The organism is Nocardia sp. NPDC051929 (assembly GCF_044548645.1).
In the GTDB taxonomy this organism is placed as follows: domain Bacteria; phylum Actinomycetota; class Actinomycetes; order Mycobacteriales; family Mycobacteriaceae; genus Nocardia; species Nocardia sichangensis.
This window is the reverse complement of record NZ_JBIUCG010000017.1, coordinates 155,007-170,454: the sequence shown is the minus strand read 5'-3', so window position 1 is coordinate 170,454 and position 15,448 is coordinate 155,007. Positions and strand designations below refer to the sequence as shown.

The following is a 15,448-nucleotide window of genomic DNA, read 5'->3' as shown; positions in this document are numbered from 1 at the left end:
GTGGGAACCCGCGAAGACCTGCTCGCCGCGGCCAAGCAATGCTTGGCCGAGCGCGGCTACGCACGCACGACCGTGCGCGAGATAGTCGCCGCCTCCGGCAGCAACCTGGCCGCGATCAACTATCACTTCGGCACCCGGGACAAGCTGCTCAACCAGGCGATGATCGAATCGAGCACGGAGGCGGTGCAGCGAATCGCCGAGGCATTGCCGCAGGACGACCTCGTTACGCCCGCGGCGCGCCTGGAAGTCTTCTGGCGCAAGCTCATCGCGTCGTTCACCGAGGACCGGCCGCTCTGGTCGGCGAATATCGAAGGCCTCGCGCAGGCGCTGCACTCCCCCGAGGTACGCGCGGAGCTGGCGACCGCGGAGGAACACGCGCGCCAGCAGCTCTGGCAGTTGTTCGGCCCGAGCCGCGGCGCGGAGGCCGACCGCGCCGTGGGCGCGGTGCTGCACGCGTTGATCGGCGGTCTCATGGCCCAGTGGCTGGTCGATCCCGACCACGCGCCGTCGCCCGACGAGCTGATCGCCGGATTGCGCACGTTGGCCACCGAGATCGGCCCCGACTGAACCGTCTCGCACCGGGCCTATCCCACGCCACGGGTAGCCATGAATCGCGCGCCGATGTAGAACTCTCGGAAAAGGATCCGCACCACTCGGTGCCGAGGCTGGAATGGGAACAATGCTGAAGCGGCCGCCGGACCTGGCCTTCGACCTCGGCAAGATGCACCGCAGGCGCAACGACGTGGCGGCCGCGCGCGAGGCGTTCCAGATCGCGATCGCCTCCGGCCATCCGAACTGGGCGCCGCTGGCCGCCGCGGAGCTGGGCGGACTGCTGAGCGCGGCGGGTGACAAACCGGCCGCGGAAGGCGCCTACCACGTCGCGGTCGATTCCGGCCATGAGGACGCCGGGCCGCGCGCGGCCTACAACCTGGGCCTGCTGCTGGCCGAGCGCGGCGACACGGCGGCAGCCGAGGCGATGTACGAGCGCGCCGCCGAATCCGGCCATCCCGACGCGGCGCCGCGGGCGTGGATCAATCTCGGCTACTCGCGCGCCAAGCGCGGGGACTCGGATTCGGCGCGCACGGCCTACCAGCACGCGATCGACGCGGGCCCGGGCGACATCGCCCGGCTCGCCTTGTCCAACCTGGCCTACCTTCTGCGCTCCGAGGACGATCTGGACGGCGTGAAGGCCGCCTACCGCGCCGTCATCGACGGCTGGCCGGAGGATCAGTCGCTCATCGTCGCGGGCGATCTCGTCCAGCATCTGAGCGAGGCGGGCGATCTGCCGGGGGCCAGGGAGGTGAGCCGGTCCCTGGCCGGTTCGGACGATCCCGCGGTGGCCGCGCGGGCCAGTTTCGATATCGGGGTGTTCAGCGAACAACTCGGCGAGCCGGACGTGGCGCTGGCGGCATTCCAGCGCGCACTCGATTCGACGGACGCGGAAGCTCGCGTCCGGGCGGCGGCCGCGCTCGCGCCGATCTACCACGAACGCGCGGCGACCGTGCTGCGCGAGACGGACTGGGCCGGGCTGGCGCACGCCCACGGATCCGCGAGCGATGCCCCCGCCATGCTCGCCGACCTGATCAGCGCGGCTGTCGAGGACCAGGCGCGCGGCATCGTCTTCCTGTACTCCGCGGTGCTGCACCAGGGTTCGATCTACTCGGTCACCGCGCCCGCCGCCGAAGTCGTGCTCGGCGCCCTGCTGCACGAGCGCACCGACGTGACCTATGTCCGCGCCTGGCTGCGCGATCCGCAACCGCTGCGCTTGGAGCTGCTCAACTGGTTGCACGAGGTGATCGCCACCGCGGCATGGCAATCCGCCGCCGAGGACGACGCCGAGCTCGCCCCGGCCGACCGTACCGCCGCAGCGGCCTGCCTGGCACTGCTGCCGCGCGTGCGGGCCGCCACGGCGGCCGCGCTGGCGATGGCCGAGGTCGAAGCGGTGGCCAATGCCGCGACCGAGGTGCTCGCGACGCTCAGCGCGCTGCCTGCCGTCAACGAGTGATCGCGCGCAGCACTGCCGTGACCGACTGTTCGGCGAGTTCATCGGTCAGCGGTAAGTGTCCGAACAACGCCCGGTAATAGATCGGCGCGGCGACCGCGTCCAGCACGAAATCCGGATCGATGCCCGGGTCCACTTCGCCGCGCGCGATGGCCGAGCGCAACGCCGTCGCCGTGGTCCGCCGCCGCGGTTCGAAGACCGTGGCCAGGAAGTGGGCGCGCAACCGCTCGTCACCCGCCAGGTCCGCGACCAGCGCGGGCAACACCCGGTGCAGCGACGTATCACGCAGTGCCGCGACCAGATCCCGCATGGCGCGGTTCAGGTCGGCGCGCAGGTCGCCGGTGTCCGGGGTCGGTCGCAAGCCGAGCATTTCGGCGACGACGTCGACCACCAGGTGCCGCTTCGACGGCCATCTGCGGTAGATCGCGGGACGGTGCAGACCCGCACGGGCCGCGACCTGCCCGATGGACAGGTCCGCGTATCCCACCTCGTCGAGCAGTTCCTTCGCGGCGGCGAGCACCGCGGCGTCGATGCGGTCGTCGCGGGTTCGTCCCGCCATCAGAAGACCGGTCGCGGCATCAGCACGACGCGCCAACCGTCCGGATCGGGAAAGGTCAAGCCGCCGTTGGCCGCCCAGAACGGATTCTCGGCGGGCACCGGCTCGACGCCGAACTCACCGAGCCGCTGCGCCACGTCGTACATGTGCGACTCGCTTGTGAAGTAGAGCACCAACAGGTTCTCCCGGCTCGGCGCATCGCCGGGGCTGCCGTCCACATGCGTGGTGAATTCCAGGTGGTATCCGGCCCCGGGCAATCCGAGCATCACGCCGTCGTAGCCCGCGTGGTCGCGGAATCGGTAGAGCTCGCGCAGGCCGAGCCCGTCGACGTAGAACCGCACCACTTCCTCGAGCCGGTCGGTCGGGCGGGCGATCCTGACCTGCGCGACGCGCAGTGACTCCGGCCAGCCGTTGTCGGTGTCCATAGTTCAACGATACAGTACGAACTGTACTGAAATATGTCTCGGAAAACACCGAGGGCCGCCCTCGTTCGATCGAACGAAGACGGCCCTCGGCGCGTTCTGCCTCAGCTCACTCGGCGGACTCCACCCGTCTGCGGATGCGGCGCGCCGCCGCGACCAAGTTGCGCAGCGACGGCTCGAGCTGCCAGTAGTGCCTGGTCTTCAGGCCGCCGTCCGGATTCGCCCACAACCGCTGCGGCGTCACCGCTTCGGCTGCCGCCGTGAGCAATTCGTCCAGCTCGTCGATGTCCGGGATACGCGCGGACCGGCTCTCGTACACGCCGGGGCCGACGCCGTGGCTGAGCCCGTGCCCCGAGCCGCAGTCCTCCTTCAACGCACGCAGCACCCATTCGATCGAGCGCGTCGCGACGATGGCGGTGACGTCGGCGTCGAGTTCTTCGATCGCCTCGACCACCTCGGCGCGGCCGGAATACCCGATGTGCGTGTGGATCTGCGTTTCCGCCTGCACCCCCGAGGTGGCCAGACGAAACGCGCCGATCGCCCAGCGCAGGTACTCGGCGCGCCCCTCCGGGCGCAGCGGCAGCATCTCCCGGATCGCGGGCTCGTCGACCTGGATGATCGCGATGCCCGCCTTCTCCAGGTCCACCACTTCGTCGCGGATGGCCAGCGCCACCTGGTCGGCAGTCTCGTGCAGCGGCTGGTCCTGCCGGACGAACGAGCGGGCGATCATGGTGACCGGCCCGGTCACCATGCCCTTGACCGGCCGGTCGGTGAGCGACTGCGCGTAGGTGATCCACTCCACCGACATCGGCGCCGGGCGCGACACGTCGCCGTAGATGATCGGCGGCCGCACACAGCGCGATCCGTACACCTGCACCCAGCCGAAGCGGGTGGTCGCGAAACCGTCGAGCAGCTCGGCGAAATACTGGATCATGTCGTTGCGCTCGTGCTCGCCGTGCACCAGCACGTCCAGGCCGATGTCCTCCTGCAACCGGATCGTCGCCTCGATCTCGGCTTCGATCCGCTTGCGGTACTCCTCGTAGGACAACCTGCCCTCGCCGAGCTCGTAGCGCGCCTGGCGAATCCGGGCGGTCTGCGGAAAGGAGCCGAGCGTGGTCGCAGGCACCGGAGGCAGGTTCAGCTTGCGCTGCTGGGCTTCCCGGCGCACCTCGTAGGGCTCCCGCGAGCGCATGTCCGAGGTGATCGCGTAGACCCGTTGCCGCACCGCGTGCTTCTGCTTGAAGTGCACCTCGGTCGGCCGCTTGCGCCACTTGTCCGACGGGCCTTCGGTGAGCGCCTTGGCGAGCGAGACCACCTCGCCCACCTTCTGTTTCGCGAACGCGAGCCGATCGGCGACATGCCCCTCGATGTCGTATTCGACCAGCAGGTCGTAGGGCACGTGCAGCAGCGTGGTCCCGGTCGAGACGACCAGGTCCGGGCACACCTGCGCCAGTTCGTTCAGGTATTCCAGCGTGACGTAGCGGTCGGCGCGCCACACGTTGCGGCCGCTGATCACGCCCGCGTACAAGCGCTTGCGGCGGATGCCGGGCACCTCGGCCAGATCCTCCGGGCGCATCCGGTGACTGGCGAGGTCGAGGCCGATCGCCTCGATGTTCGTGCTCGCGAGAATGGCCAGCGCCTCACCGAAATCGCCGTACTGTCCGGTGACCAGGATGCGCGGACGCAGCGGGGCCCTGCCCAACCGGTGATAGGCCGATTCGAACGCGGCCAGTTCCGCGGGCGTGCGCTCGCTGGTGAACGCGGGCTCGTCCAGCTGCACACAGGTGGCGCCGCGCTTGGCGAGGATCTCGAACAGTTCCTCGTAGACCGGCAGCAGCTTGTCCAGCAGGCTCAGCGTGTCGAATCCGCCCGACTCGCCGGGGATGTGCCCGGCCTTGGACAGCAGCAGCAGCGACACCGGTCCGAGGACCACCGGCCGCAGTTCGATGTCGACCGCCTTCGCGCGGTCGAATTCGTCGAGCAGCGCCTCGGGGTGCAGCGAGAACTCGGTGTCGGCGTCCATTTCCGGCTGGCGGTAGTGGTAGTTCGTACCCAGGAACCGGACCAGCTCGAGCGGCGGCAGGTCCGGACGGCCGCGCGCCATCAGAAAGTAGAAGTCCAGCGGATGCAGGCCCTCGCGATACGGCTCGAACCGCTTGGGCACCGCACCGAACAACAGCGCGTTGTCGAGCACGTGATCGTAGAACGAGAAGGTATTGCCCGGCACCTGGGTCAGTCCGGTAGCGGCCAGCTCGTTGAACTGGGTCTCCTGGATCTCACGGCCGACCGCGAGCAACTTCTCTCGGTCGAGCGAACCGTGCCAGTAGGCCTCCAGGGCCCGCTTGAGTTCGCGGTGCGGCCCGATCCTGGGATAGCCGAGGATGCTCGACCCGTAGCCGTCGGTCACGTTCACCATGAGCGGGATACCTTCTTTCGATCACCTGCGCGGCCCTTGCCGGGATCGACGGATCGACCCGGCGCTGCGCTCCGGATACCCAGCCGAGCCGTCACCATGGCCCGGCTGTTGTGCAGCTTATGCCGATTGCCGTCAACGGCCCGGCGACACCGATTTCTGGTCGACTCCGCGTCGAGGTTCGCCGGCGCCGTTTCCTACCGGTCGCGGCCCGTCTCACGTCCGAGTGTCCGTTGCGCCTTCGCCACGGGCGCGGGCAACGGACGCTCGGACGCGAGACTTCAGAGATCTAGCGATTGTTGTATTGGTAGAAACCCGCGCCGGTCTTCTTGCCGAGCAGTCCCGCCTCGACCATGCGCATCAGCAGCGGCGGTGCCGAGTACAGCGGCTCCTTGAACTCGCCGTACATCGAGTCGGCGATGGACTTCACGGTGTCCAGGCCGACCAGGTCGGTCAGCGCCAGCGGGCCCATCGGGTGGGCGCAGCCGAGCACCATCGCCTTGTCGACGTCCTCCTTGGTGGCGAAGCCGGACTCGACCATCCGGATCGCCGACAGCAGGTACGGCACCAGCAGCGCGTTGACCACGAAACCGGAGCGGTCGGCCGAGCGCACGACCTGCTTGCCGAGCACGTCGCCCGCGAACGCCTCGGCCCGCGCGGAGACCGACTCACTGGTCTTGAGCGTGGTGACCAGCTCGACCAGCGGCAGCACCGGGACGGGGTTGAAGAAGTGCATGCCGACCACGCGCTCGGGGTTCGCCGTGGCGACCGCGATCTTCATGATCGGGATGGAGGAAGTGTTGGAGGCCAGCACGGCCGAAGGGTCGGTGACGACCTTGTCGAGCTCGGCGAAGATGCTCGTCTTCACCTTCTCGTCCTCGAGCACCGCCTCGACCGCCAGCTGACGGTCGGCGAAGTCGCCGAGGTCGGAGGTGAACCGCAGCCGCCAGGCGGCCTGCTCGCGTTCGCGCTCGGTGATCTTGCCGCTGCTCACGCCGCGATCGAGGGACCGCAGGATGCGCGCGCGGCCCGCCGCGGCCAGTTCCCGGGTCTGCTCGTACACCAGTACGTCGACGTGCGCCCTGGCACACACCTCCGCGATTCCGGCGCCCATCTGGCCGGCGCCGATGACACCGACGCGTTGGATCTTTTCGCTGCTCACGTCCCGCTCCTGCTGGGTTGTCTGGCTCTGGGGTGGCTGGTCTGCGAAGGTGTCGCTCCGGTGTGAGCGCGCCCTTCGATGGTCCAAGGTATAGGGATGCCCTCCCCGCCGGGGCTGTTCAGCGGGGAGGGCAGTACACCCCTACCGGAGTAGAGGATTGTCGGTTTTCACGTCGGGAACCTCACTTCCCTTGGCGAGCACCAGTTGTGTTTTTCGAACGGCTCAGTGGAACTGGCCCTCTTCGGTGGAGCCCTTGAGCGCCGCGGTGGAGGTGTTCGGGTCCACGGTGGTGGCGATGGTGTCGAAGTAACCCGCGCCGACCTCACGCTGGTGCTTGATGGCCGTGAAGCCACGCTCGGCGGCGGCCTTGAACTCGCGCTCCTGCAGGTCGACGAAGGCGGTCATGCCCTCGCGGGCGTAGCCGTAGGCCAGGTCGAACATGCCGTAGTTGAGCGAGTGGAAGCCGGCCAGGGTGATGAACTGGAACTTGAAGCCCATCGCGCCGAGCTCACGCTGGAACTTCGCGATGGTCGCGTCGTCCAGGTGCGCCTTCCAGTTGAAGGACGGCGAGCAGTTGTAGGCCAGCAGCTGGTCCGGGAACTCGCCACGGACGGCCTCGGCGAACTTGCGCGCGACCTCGAGGTCCGGCACGCCGGTCTCCATCCAGATGAGGTCGGCGTAGGGGGCGTAGGCCTTGGCACGCGCGATGCAGGGCTCGATGCCGTTCTTCACACCGAAGAAGCCCTCGGGGGTGCGGGTGCCGTCCAGGAACTCACGGTCGCGCTCGTCCACGTCCGAGGTGATCAGGGTGGCGGCCTCGGCGTCGGTGCGGGCGATGATCACCGACGGCACGTCGGCGACGTCGGCGGCCAGACGCGCGGAGGTCAGGGTGCGGATGTGCTGCTGGGTGGGGATCAGCACCTTGCCGCCCAGGTGGCCGCACTTCTTCTCGGAGGCCAGCTGGTCCTCCCAGTGCACACCGGCGGCGCCGGCGGCGATCATGGCCTTCTGCAGCTCGTAGGCGTTCAGCGCGCCACCGAAGCCGGCCTCGGCGTCGGCGACGATCGGGGCCAGCCAGTTCTGAACCGAGGTGTCGCCCTCGACCTTGGCGATCTCGTCGGCGCGCAGCAGCGCGTTGTTGATGCGGCGGACCACGGACGGAACCGAGTTGGCCGGGTACAGCGACTGGTCGGGGTAGGTGTGGCCGGACAGGTTCGCGTCACCGGCGACCTGCCAACCCGACAGGTAGATGGCCTTCAGGCCGGCGCGGACCTGCTGGACCGCCTGGTTGCCGGTGAGAGCGCCGAGGGAGTTGATGTAGTCCTCGTTGTTGACGAGATCCCACAGGATCTCCGAGCCGCGGCGGGCGAGGGTGGCCTCCTCGACGACCGTGCCCTGGAGCTTCGACACCTGCTCCGCGGTGTAGTTACGGGTGACGCCCTTCCAGCGCGGGTTGGTGTCCCAATCCTTCTGGATTTCCGCGGTGGTCCTCGGGGTGCCGGTGGTCGACATCTGTGACTCCACTTCCTCGTTCGGTGCTGCCGCCCGGTCGAGCTACGAAACAGCTCGTACTGCTGGAGCGGCGATTTGCAGGCTTGCTAGGCCCTTGGGGTGTACTTCCACACGATGGCACATGAAGAAATAGGCGTCTACCTGTTGTTAGTGTGAATCTGAGCTAGGTTTTCCGCCCTCTTTGCTAAGTCTGCAAAATTTGCCCTCGAATTGCAGTAGTGCAATCTACCGGCCGGTAGCTCTGACGTGGGATTTTAGCGTAACGCTTGTACTGTTAGCGATCGGCGAGCGGCCCCCTTATCCCGGCTCCGCCATTCCCAACTGTGAGGACCTTCACAGGACCACTGTGGCCCACGCCACGCGTCGATCACCGGCTCCGATCGCCCGGCTTCCTCGGTTCCGAACCCGGAGCGTGTCTCTCCGCCCGCCATGCGCGCTCCACAGCTGCCCGCCATGCGCGCTTCGGCACCCGACCATGCCCGCTTCGGCACCCCACCATGCGCCCCCGAAAGCCGTCAGTCGGATTCCTCGGACCATCCCCATAGCCGGTGTCGTCGCGCGGAGTCCGGCGTCATCCGCCCGGCCGCGACCAATGCCGCGAAGGCGGCGCGCTTGCGGGGACAGTCGTGTTCACGATGCAACTGCATCGCGCGATGAGCGTCCGCGAGCGTGAATGTTCGCCCCGGCCGGTTACACGTCCACGCCTCGGGCCAGGTCACCGACCGCAACGAACAACGGGCTCGGGTGGCCCCGCGCGCGGGGCCGGGACGGCGCGGCCGGGCGATCGGCCAGACACACGCGATCCCGACCGCGGCGAACGCGCCACCCCCGACCACGGCGAGAACGCTCTGCACTATGTGCCACACGCCCACGGCCGCTCGCCTTCCACGGCGCAGCTGTTGTCTGCGTCCGGTGTAGACAGCGCCGGCCGCGCGAGCCCGTCGAGCACCTGTTGAAAGGTCACCACGTCCGGCGTCCCCTCGAGCGCCGGTCCACGCTCGCTGTGGTCGATGGGGAAGGCGATACCGCGACGATGAGCCCGCTCTCGCGGGCTGAACTGCTGCGGCACCATCCGGCCGCTCTGCACCAACGTGCAGTAGGCGACCCACTTCCAGGCGCACTGCTCGATCCGGCAGGCACGATGACGCTGCATCTGCTGGTGCGCCACCTCGAGATCAGCGGATGCGCAGGCGCGCGGCGGAACGACGATCACGTGTCGATTCATCACGCCGCCCCTGCTCCGACCCTCGGCCCAGCCTGCGCCGACCGCGCCCAAGTGCACTGCGGGCAAACAGTTTCCAGATCGAACCCCGCGTCACAGACCAACGCGGGCCGGTTGTCCACATGCTCGAGATCGAAAACAACGATCACCTCGATCTCTAGCCCGCCCGCGATCGCGAGCACGTACCCGATCGGATCATCGACATCGACCGGTGGACGAACCGTATAGACGTATCGGTAGCCGAGCGCGAGAGCATGCCGCCGCACTGCATCGGCATGCCGTAGTGCGTCCGGGCCGGACACGTCGTTGCGAACGAGCCCGATTGCTTTCGGCACTTCCCCGCTCACGGTCGAGCGGAGAGCCGACCCGACATTCACAAGCTGCGTATTCATCGGATACCCCCAATATCTTCGAAGCGATTCGTCTGATTTGCGGCCCCGGCGTGGCTACCTCGCTCATCCCAGCCGCCTGCCGCACACCGAGTACAGCACCATCAAGCTCGAAAATGGAGTAATAACAATATGATTTGCTTCGGATGGATTCACTCCAGATCAACTGGAATGATCACGTAGCACTGCTAACGAAGGGTGGGGGTTCGCATGGCAGCCCAGACGACGACTCTGCCACGCAGACTGCTGGCTCGACGCTTGCTCGAGTTGCGCGAGCACGCCGGACTCACCAGGGACAAGGCGGCCAAGCTGTCGGAGATGAGTTCACAAACGTTGTGGCGCTTGGAGAACGGCCAAGTCGCCATGGTCAAGAAGATGGTGATCCGAGCACTGTGCGATGTGTACGACGCGATTGACGACGACCGGCAGGCGCTGCTCTGGCTGGCGGAAGAGGCACGTAAGACCGGCTGGTGGCAGTCCTACAGCGACGCGATGTTTGCCAACACAGACCTGTTCGTCGTGCTCGAACAGGCGGCCTGCCATGTCACGTCGTTTCAATTAACGTTGCTGCCAGGTTTGGTGCAGACAGCCGACTACCGACGTGCCGTCGCCAAAGCCTTCATCCCAGCGTTGACCGATGACGCGATCGAGCGGCACATAGAGTTGCTCACCAAACGACAAGCGCGCCTTCAGGAACCACCCGACCGATTCAGCCTCGACGTGAGACTGAGCGAGGCGACGTTGCGCCACCAGATCGGCGGCACTGCGGTCATGGCAGCCCAGTCCAGTCATTTGGCGGAGCTGAGCCGCTTGCCGAACGTATCCATCCGAATCGTTCCACTGAACGCCGGTTCCTACCTCGGATTGGAAGCAGGTTCCTTTGTCTTGCTGGAGTTTCCCGAACACCCGAACCCGTCGTTGACCGAGCCGCCCGTGGTCTACGTCGAGGGCTACACTGGGGCCCTGTACCTGGACAAACCCGACGAGATCGAGCAGTACCAGACCGCGCGGTCAAGTGTCGAGAGCGCGGCACTGAGCGAGGACGAGTCCCGGGCGCTGCTGGTGGCAATTGCAGAGGAGTACGGAGCGTGAGTGCCGACCTATCGACGGCGAAGTGGTTCAAAAGCAGTCGCAGCGGCACTGGCAAAGACTGCGTCGAGGTCGCACATCTCACCGGGGGCATGGTCGGTGTCCGTGACTCCAAGAACTCCACCGGCCCAGCGTTGATCTTCACGCCCTCCGACTGGGACGCCTTCACGGCAACCATCACCGATGGCGGGTTCGATTTCTCAGAGTGAGCACGCTTCCTGCTCGCCAAGACGCGGCCCGTACTTCAATATGCATTCTCGGGTACGGGCCGCTGTGCGTCGCGAGAACTCCGTAGAACTCGCACGATGAGGTCATGGACGTAGACGAAGCAGTCCGAGGTGCCCGGCTGCTGGCCGCTGATATCGAGCAATCCCTGGGGTTCTCGGCACAGATCAGCACCGAGTACACCGAGGACTGGCGGAGATTCGGCGAGCAGTCCGATCGCCCGGTACCGAAAGCTTGGGTGAGCATTGGAGTGCCGGATGCAGGCACCTCCGCGGCGCTCGACCCCACCAAGTCGGGCAGCGGCACGGCAGAGGGCTTCGCGATGGAGTTGGTGCGAATCCTTCAGGACGACATTCAGATTCACATAAGCGAGCCGTGGCCGAAGGACCCCACTGCCAGCGGCCGGGCGCTGGAACCGACCGAGCGCGGTTGGCGAAGCCGAACGGATCCCGGGTATCTCGTGCCGTACGGCAGGCTGGGCCGCTGAGCGGGCATGCGCATGGGCATTGTCCCCGACCTGGGCGCAGGATCAGTCCGTCTGCGGCAATGATGTAGCGAGCCGGACTAGGCTCTATCCCGCCAATAACGTGTGGTTCGACAAGATTTCGCCGACCCGCGCGGCCCATCCGGCCGGATGCGTCAGATTCCCGTTGTGCCCGCCGGGAAATTCCACCACCGGCACGTCGCGCAGTGCCGCCAACTCGTGGGCGGCCTTGTAGTCGAAGACGTGCTGCGGTGTGGTGCTGCCGCAGGCCGGGACGATGCGTACCGGCGACTGGCGCAAGGCCGCGACGTCGAGGTGGTCGGCGCGGATCGCGGCGAAGTCGTGCCCGAGGAAATATTCGAAATTCGCGGCGCGCTCGGGGCCGAGCGGCGGTGCGGTCACGTCGGGTTCGCGATCCTGGCTCTTCGGATCGATCCCCAGCGTCCGCACCATCGGAGCGAGCGCCGCCTGCCAGCCGAGCTCGGCGAACACCTGCTCGCAGTGTTCGAGTTCGCCCATATGGGCGGCGCGGTCGGCGGCGGCGAGCAGCCACGGCGTGACGGGCTCGTGCGCGACGAGAGTGTGCAGCCGGTCCGGGTGCTCGACCGCCAGATGCAGTCCGATGGCCGCGCCCATGCTGCAACCGAGCATTGCCACGGGCTCGTCGGTCAACGTCGAGAGCAGGCGATAGACGTCGTCGGCGTGCGTCGCGACCGAGGCGGGAGCGCCCGGATCGCGAAGGACGCTGCGGGACAGTCCGCGCCGGTCGTACGTGACGACGGTGAAGCGCCGCTCCAGATGACGGACCAGATCTTCGCTGCGCCGCGCGTCCCCCTCGCCGCTCTGCGAGATCACGAGCATCGGGCCGCTGCCGCGAACTTCGTAGTACAGGTCGGCTCCGGGGACTTCGAGAGTGCCGGTGGCAATCGTGTTCATGCGAACAAGGCTAAGCCATCAATTCAGATACATCAAATCTGATGCATCTGAATTGATGTAAAGTTCTCCGTCGTGGACGGAGTCGAACTGTTCCTGCTGGGCCGGACGTTGATGAAGATCGGTGAGGAGGCGCTGCCGACGGCGGGACTCGGCGGCGGACACCGCCCCGTGCTCGTCGTGTCGAGCGACATCCTCGAGCACCCGGACAGCACCGTGGGCGAGATCGCCACCCGCACCGGATTACCGCAAAGCGCGGTATCCACCGCCGTCGCCAGACTCAAGGAGGCCGGTGCGATCACCTCGACGGTCGACCCACGCGACCGCCGGCGCACCCTCGTCCGCGCGGCCGACCATGCCTCACCCCGAGTCGCCGAAATACGAGCAACACCCGTGGACGACGCGGTGGCAGCGGCACTGGCCGACAACGACCCGGCCGCACTACGCGAGGTGCTCGACGCGCTCACGACGCTGACCCGCCACCTCCGACCACGCGAACCCCGCACCGACCTCTGACGCCCGCCACGAGCCGCCCGACGACCGCCACATCAGCGAGAGGTCTTTTCGCGTTTCGCCACAGCCATGTGCCACTCGCGACGCGTCAGGGAAGGTAGACGCAGCCGCCCATGCCGAGGTAGCTACGGATCGAGCAGATCAGATTGTTCACTGTTTTGCCCGAGCCGGAGGATGAACCAGTGCTGAGCGGGTCGGCTATCGCGGCGGGCGCGGTGGCCATGACCGGCAGTGATAGGGCGGCGGTGACCAGCACGGTGGCCGCGATTTTCTTCGTCATGTTTTTTCCTGCCGTCATGAACGCGAGAACTAGTTCCGGCACTCGTCTTCACTGTCGCCACGAAGCATATGAATGACTGAATGCCGGTGATAGCCCCCACTTTTCGCGTCTCACCTCGGCGTGCGCACCTATCGCTTTCCGGCTCTGAAAGCCAACGCTCATATGATGGTTCGGCTACTTCGTTGCTGGGTTGCGGTCCGGGCGAACTCAAAAGGATGCAACCGGTGGGTGCACCGCGCGCCAATGTCGCGCTATGTCGATGCGGCGGGTGATCCAGACCTGGTCGTAGGACTGGATGTGGTCGAGTAGGCGTTCCAAGGCGGCGGTGCGGGCGGGGCGGCCGATGAGGCGGCAGTGCAGGCCGATGGACAGCATTTTCGGATTACCTTCCGCCCCTTCGCGGTAGAGGACGTCGAAGGCGTCGCGGACGTGTGCGAAGAATTGTTCGCCGGTGGGGAAACCGGCGGGCGAGGCGAATCGCATGTCGTTGGTGTCCAAGGTGTAGGGCACCACCAAGTGGTCGCGGTCGAGCACCCGCACCCAATAGGGCAGGTCGTCGGCATAGGAGTCGGCGTCGTAGGCGAAACCGCCGTGCTCGACCACCAGCTCTCTGGTGTTCGGCGAATCGCGGCCGGTGTACCAGCCCAGCGGCGCGGAGCCGGTCAGTTCGGTGAGGACGCGCACCGCCTCGGCCATGTGCGCACGCTCGGTGTCGCGGTCGGTGAGCTGGTAGGACTTCCAGCGCAGACCGTGGCAGGCGATCTCATGGCCAAATTCGCCGAAGGCGGCCACCGCCTCCGGGTTGCGTTGCAGAGCTCGGGCGACCGCGAAGATCGTCAGCGGCAACCCGCGTCGTTCGAAGACGCGCAGCACTCGCCACAACCCGGCGCGTGAGCCGTACTCGTAGAGCGACTCCATGCTCATGTGGCGGTTCGGAAAGGCTTCGGCGGGAGTCATTTCCGACAGGAACGTCTCGGAGAACTCGTCACCGTCGAGGACGTTGTTCTCGCCGCCCTCCTCGTAGTTGAGCACGAACTGGACCGCGATCCGCGCCTCTCCCGGCCACTGCGGGTCCGGCGGACGCGGGCCGTAGCCGACGAAATCCCTCATCAGCGCGCCTCACGAAAACACAACTCGGTACGCGCTCCCGATGCCCGCGTGTTCATGTGCCGAGCTCGCCCCGCAGGCGCAGCTTCACACCGTGCGGACGCCCACGCGTACATACGCCGAGCAGGCGCAGCCCGACACACTGCCGGCGTTCGCCCGCTCATGCGCCGAGCTCTCCGTACAGGCGCAGCCGCGCCAGCCCGCCGTCCGGGTAGATGTCCAGCCGCACCTCCTCCACCGACGCCGCCATCGGCGCGATCGGGAACCGGTGCCTGGTGTCGGGTTGAAGCGGGGTGCGCGGCAACAACTCCAACTCGGTGCCGTCGTTGGTGCGACCGGTCAGCCGGGCGGCGCCCGGACTGTTGCCCAGGAAGTAGGACGTGTCCAGCTCGGCGAGCCGGATCAGTCCCGGCCCGGCCAGGCGGATGCGCACCCAGTCGTTGCCGTCGTCCCTGCGGCGGGCGGTCTCCCAGCCCTCACCCATGGACCGGGCCCGGCCGGGATACAGCAACTGGTTCGGCGAGCTGTAGAAGCGATTTGAGCAGTCCAGCACCAGCGCGCCGTTCTCCAGCGCGGCCAGGTCCAGCGGGCCGAGGCCGAGCAGGCGCGGGTCGGGCCGTCCTTCGCCGTGCACCCGCAGCCTGGCGACGCCGCCGTCCGGGTGCATGGTGAGTTTCACATGCGTCCAGCGCTTCTCGTTCTCGACGGCGAAATGATTGCGGTGGTCGCCCGCAATCGGCGAGCGATCGACCAGCATCACCCAATCGTCGCGTGCGGCGATGGTTTCCGCGGGCGGATAGTCCTCGACCTCCAACGCGGACACCGAGACGGCGGGCGGGTAATTGCCCTTGAACCACGCCGTGTCCACCACGATCCCGCGGATCACGCCGGGCACGCCGAGCCGCACGATCGCGGCGTCGTCGCCGGGTTGCCCGCGGTGTCGGCGGGTCTCCCAGCCGTCGTAGATCTGTCCTTTGTGCCCGAAGTCGGACGGCCGGTACTGGGCGGGCCCCGGGTTGATCAGATTCTCTTTCTCCGCGAAGAATTCGTCGTTCGCCCAGATCACCGAACCGCCCAGCGGCCGGACCGCCAGGTCCGGCAGCAGCGTGAATTCGTCGTCGTCGCCCCGGTCACGCATC

The 15,448-nt window shown here is 67.2% G+C and carries 17 protein-coding genes; 6 read left to right on the top strand and 11 right to left on the bottom strand.

Annotated elements, in window-relative coordinates:
* Together ACIHAX_RS24025 and ACIHAX_RS24020 are read left to right on the top strand one after the other, a co-directional pair.
* Entirely contained in the window at positions 1-567 is a 567-nt protein-coding gene (locus tag ACIHAX_RS24025; protein WP_397279643.1) for a TetR/AcrR family transcriptional regulator, read from the top strand.
* 112 nt (positions 568-679) lie between these two features.
* Positions 680-2,005, top strand: coding sequence for a tetratricopeptide repeat protein (locus tag ACIHAX_RS24020; protein WP_364424386.1), 1,326 nt, complete (start codon positions 680-682; stop codon positions 2,003-2,005).
* On the opposite strand, the gene ACIHAX_RS24015 is transcribed toward ACIHAX_RS24020, so the two are convergent.
* From ACIHAX_RS24015 to ACIHAX_RS23985, 7 genes are all read right to left on the bottom strand, one after another.
* A complete protein-coding gene (locus ACIHAX_RS24015) occupies positions 1,995-2,561 on the bottom strand; it encodes a TetR/AcrR family transcriptional regulator (protein ID WP_397279641.1) in 567 nt (188 codons plus the stop codon). The genes ACIHAX_RS24020 and ACIHAX_RS24015 overlap by 11 nt on opposite strands.
* Positions 2,561-2,983, bottom strand: coding sequence for a VOC family protein (locus ACIHAX_RS24010; protein WP_364424389.1), 423 nt, complete (start codon positions 2,981-2,983; stop codon positions 2,561-2,563). The genes ACIHAX_RS24015 and ACIHAX_RS24010 overlap by 1 nt, the downstream gene beginning before the upstream one ends.
* 106 nt (positions 2,984-3,089) lie before the next feature.
* Positions 3,090-5,396, bottom strand: coding sequence for a 5-methyltetrahydropteroyltriglutamate--homocysteine S-methyltransferase (gene metE, locus ACIHAX_RS24005; RefSeq protein ID WP_355071842.1), 2,307 nt, complete (start codon positions 5,394-5,396; stop codon positions 3,090-3,092).
* A 286-nt stretch (positions 5,397-5,682) separates the two neighbouring features.
* Positions 5,683-6,555: a 3-hydroxybutyryl-CoA dehydrogenase gene (locus tag ACIHAX_RS24000; protein WP_355071840.1), complete on the bottom strand. Its 873-nt coding sequence runs from the start codon at positions 6,553-6,555 to the stop codon at positions 5,683-5,685.
* Positions 6,556-6,777: 222 nt separating this feature from the next.
* On the bottom strand, positions 6,778-8,067 hold the full coding sequence (gene aceA / locus ACIHAX_RS23995; protein WP_355071838.1) for an isocitrate lyase: 1,290 nt from the start codon (positions 8,065-8,067) through the stop codon (positions 6,778-6,780).
* An 853-nt stretch (positions 8,068-8,920) separates the two neighbouring features.
* Positions 8,921-9,280 carry a hypothetical protein gene (locus ACIHAX_RS23990; protein ID WP_397279638.1) on the bottom strand — a complete coding sequence of 120 codons (360 nt, stop codon included), beginning with the start codon at positions 9,278-9,280 and terminating at the stop codon, positions 8,921-8,923.
* Between the two features lie 11 nt (positions 9,281-9,291).
* The gene (locus ACIHAX_RS23985; protein WP_397279636.1) at positions 9,292-9,624 is read right to left on the bottom strand and encodes a hypothetical protein; all 333 of its coding nucleotides are present in this window, start codon (positions 9,622-9,624) and stop codon (positions 9,292-9,294) included.
* A 264-nt stretch (positions 9,625-9,888) separates the two neighbouring features.
* On the opposite strand from ACIHAX_RS23985, the gene ACIHAX_RS23980 reads away from it, so the two are divergent.
* The 3 genes from ACIHAX_RS23980 (at position 9,889) to ACIHAX_RS23970 (ending at position 11,479) form a co-directional block, all read left to right on the top strand.
* Positions 9,889-10,770 carry a helix-turn-helix domain-containing protein gene (locus ACIHAX_RS23980; RefSeq protein ID WP_397279634.1) on the top strand — a complete coding sequence of 294 codons (882 nt, stop codon included), beginning with the start codon at positions 9,889-9,891 and terminating at the stop codon, positions 10,768-10,770.
* Positions 10,767-10,976, top strand: coding sequence for a DUF397 domain-containing protein (locus ACIHAX_RS23975; protein WP_397279632.1), 210 nt, complete (start codon positions 10,767-10,769; stop codon positions 10,974-10,976). Before ACIHAX_RS23980 ends, ACIHAX_RS23975 begins: the two co-directional genes overlap by 4 nt.
* Before the next feature lie 104 nt (positions 10,977-11,080).
* Positions 11,081-11,479: a hypothetical protein gene (locus tag ACIHAX_RS23970; RefSeq protein WP_397279630.1), complete on the top strand. Its 399-nt coding sequence runs from the start codon at positions 11,081-11,083 to the stop codon at positions 11,477-11,479.
* 84 nt (positions 11,480-11,563) lie between these two features.
* On the opposite strand, the gene ACIHAX_RS23965 is transcribed toward ACIHAX_RS23970, so the two are convergent.
* Positions 11,564-12,412 carry an alpha/beta hydrolase gene (locus tag ACIHAX_RS23965; protein WP_397279628.1) on the bottom strand — a complete coding sequence of 283 codons (849 nt, stop codon included), beginning with the start codon at positions 12,410-12,412 and terminating at the stop codon, positions 11,564-11,566.
* 72 nt (positions 12,413-12,484) lie between these two features.
* Here ACIHAX_RS23965 and ACIHAX_RS23960 point away from each other — a divergent pair, with 72 nt between their 5' ends.
* Positions 12,485-12,925 (top strand): helix-turn-helix domain-containing protein, encoded by a 441-nt coding sequence (locus ACIHAX_RS23960; RefSeq protein WP_364424404.1) that lies wholly within the window; start codon positions 12,485-12,487, stop codon positions 12,923-12,925.
* A gap of 85 nt (positions 12,926-13,010) precedes the next feature.
* On the opposite strand, the gene ACIHAX_RS23955 is transcribed toward ACIHAX_RS23960, so the two are convergent.
* The 3 genes from ACIHAX_RS23955 to alc all read right to left on the bottom strand — a co-directional run bounded on the left by ACIHAX_RS23955 (position 13,011) and on the right by alc (position 15,447).
* The gene (locus ACIHAX_RS23955) at positions 13,011-13,202 is read right to left on the bottom strand and encodes a hypothetical protein (protein ID WP_355071823.1); all 192 of its coding nucleotides are present in this window, start codon (positions 13,200-13,202) and stop codon (positions 13,011-13,013) included.
* A 207-nt stretch (positions 13,203-13,409) separates the two neighbouring features.
* On the bottom strand, positions 13,410-14,312 hold the full coding sequence (puuE, locus tag ACIHAX_RS23950; protein WP_397279625.1) for an allantoinase PuuE: 903 nt from the start codon (positions 14,310-14,312) through the stop codon (positions 13,410-13,412).
* Between the two features lie 157 nt (positions 14,313-14,469).
* Positions 14,470-15,447 (bottom strand): allantoicase, encoded by a 978-nt coding sequence (alc, locus tag ACIHAX_RS23945; protein WP_397279623.1) that lies wholly within the window; start codon positions 15,445-15,447, stop codon positions 14,470-14,472.
* Position 15,448: the final 1 nt, after the last annotated feature.

What these genes read in the sequence shown, in the direction of transcription:
- metE (WP_355071842.1), bottom strand. Translation starts at nt 5,396, where the DNA reads ATGGTGAACGTGACCGACGGCTACGGGTCGAGCATCCTCGGCTATCCC.
- ACIHAX_RS24015 (WP_397279641.1), bottom strand. Translation starts at nt 2,561, where the DNA reads ATGGCGGGACGAACCCGCGACGACCGCATCGACGCCGCGGTGCTCGCC.
- ACIHAX_RS24020 (WP_364424386.1), top strand. Translation starts at nt 680, where the DNA reads ATGCTGAAGCGGCCGCCGGACCTGGCCTTCGACCTCGGCAAGATGCAC.
- ACIHAX_RS23970 (WP_397279630.1), top strand. Translation starts at nt 11,081, where the DNA reads ATGGACGTAGACGAAGCAGTCCGAGGTGCCCGGCTGCTGGCCGCTGAT.
- ACIHAX_RS23980 (WP_397279634.1), top strand. Translation starts at nt 9,889, where the DNA reads ATGGCAGCCCAGACGACGACTCTGCCACGCAGACTGCTGGCTCGACGC.
- puuE (WP_397279625.1), bottom strand. Translation starts at nt 14,312, where the DNA reads ATGAGGGATTTCGTCGGCTACGGCCCGCGTCCGCCGGACCCGCAGTGG.
- ACIHAX_RS24010 (WP_364424389.1), bottom strand. Translation starts at nt 2,983, where the DNA reads ATGGACACCGACAACGGCTGGCCGGAGTCACTGCGCGTCGCGCAGGTC.
- aceA (WP_355071838.1), bottom strand. Translation starts at nt 8,067, where the DNA reads ATGTCGACCACCGGCACCCCGAGGACCACCGCGGAAATCCAGAAGGAT.
- ACIHAX_RS23955 (WP_355071823.1), bottom strand. Translation starts at nt 13,202, where the DNA reads ATGACGAAGAAAATCGCGGCCACCGTGCTGGTCACCGCCGCCCTATCA.
- ACIHAX_RS23965 (WP_397279628.1), bottom strand. Translation starts at nt 12,412, where the DNA reads ATGAACACGATTGCCACCGGCACTCTCGAAGTCCCCGGAGCCGACCTG.
- alc (WP_397279623.1), bottom strand. Translation starts at nt 15,447, where the DNA reads ATGCGTGACCGGGGCGACGACGACGAATTCACGCTGCTGCCGGACCTG.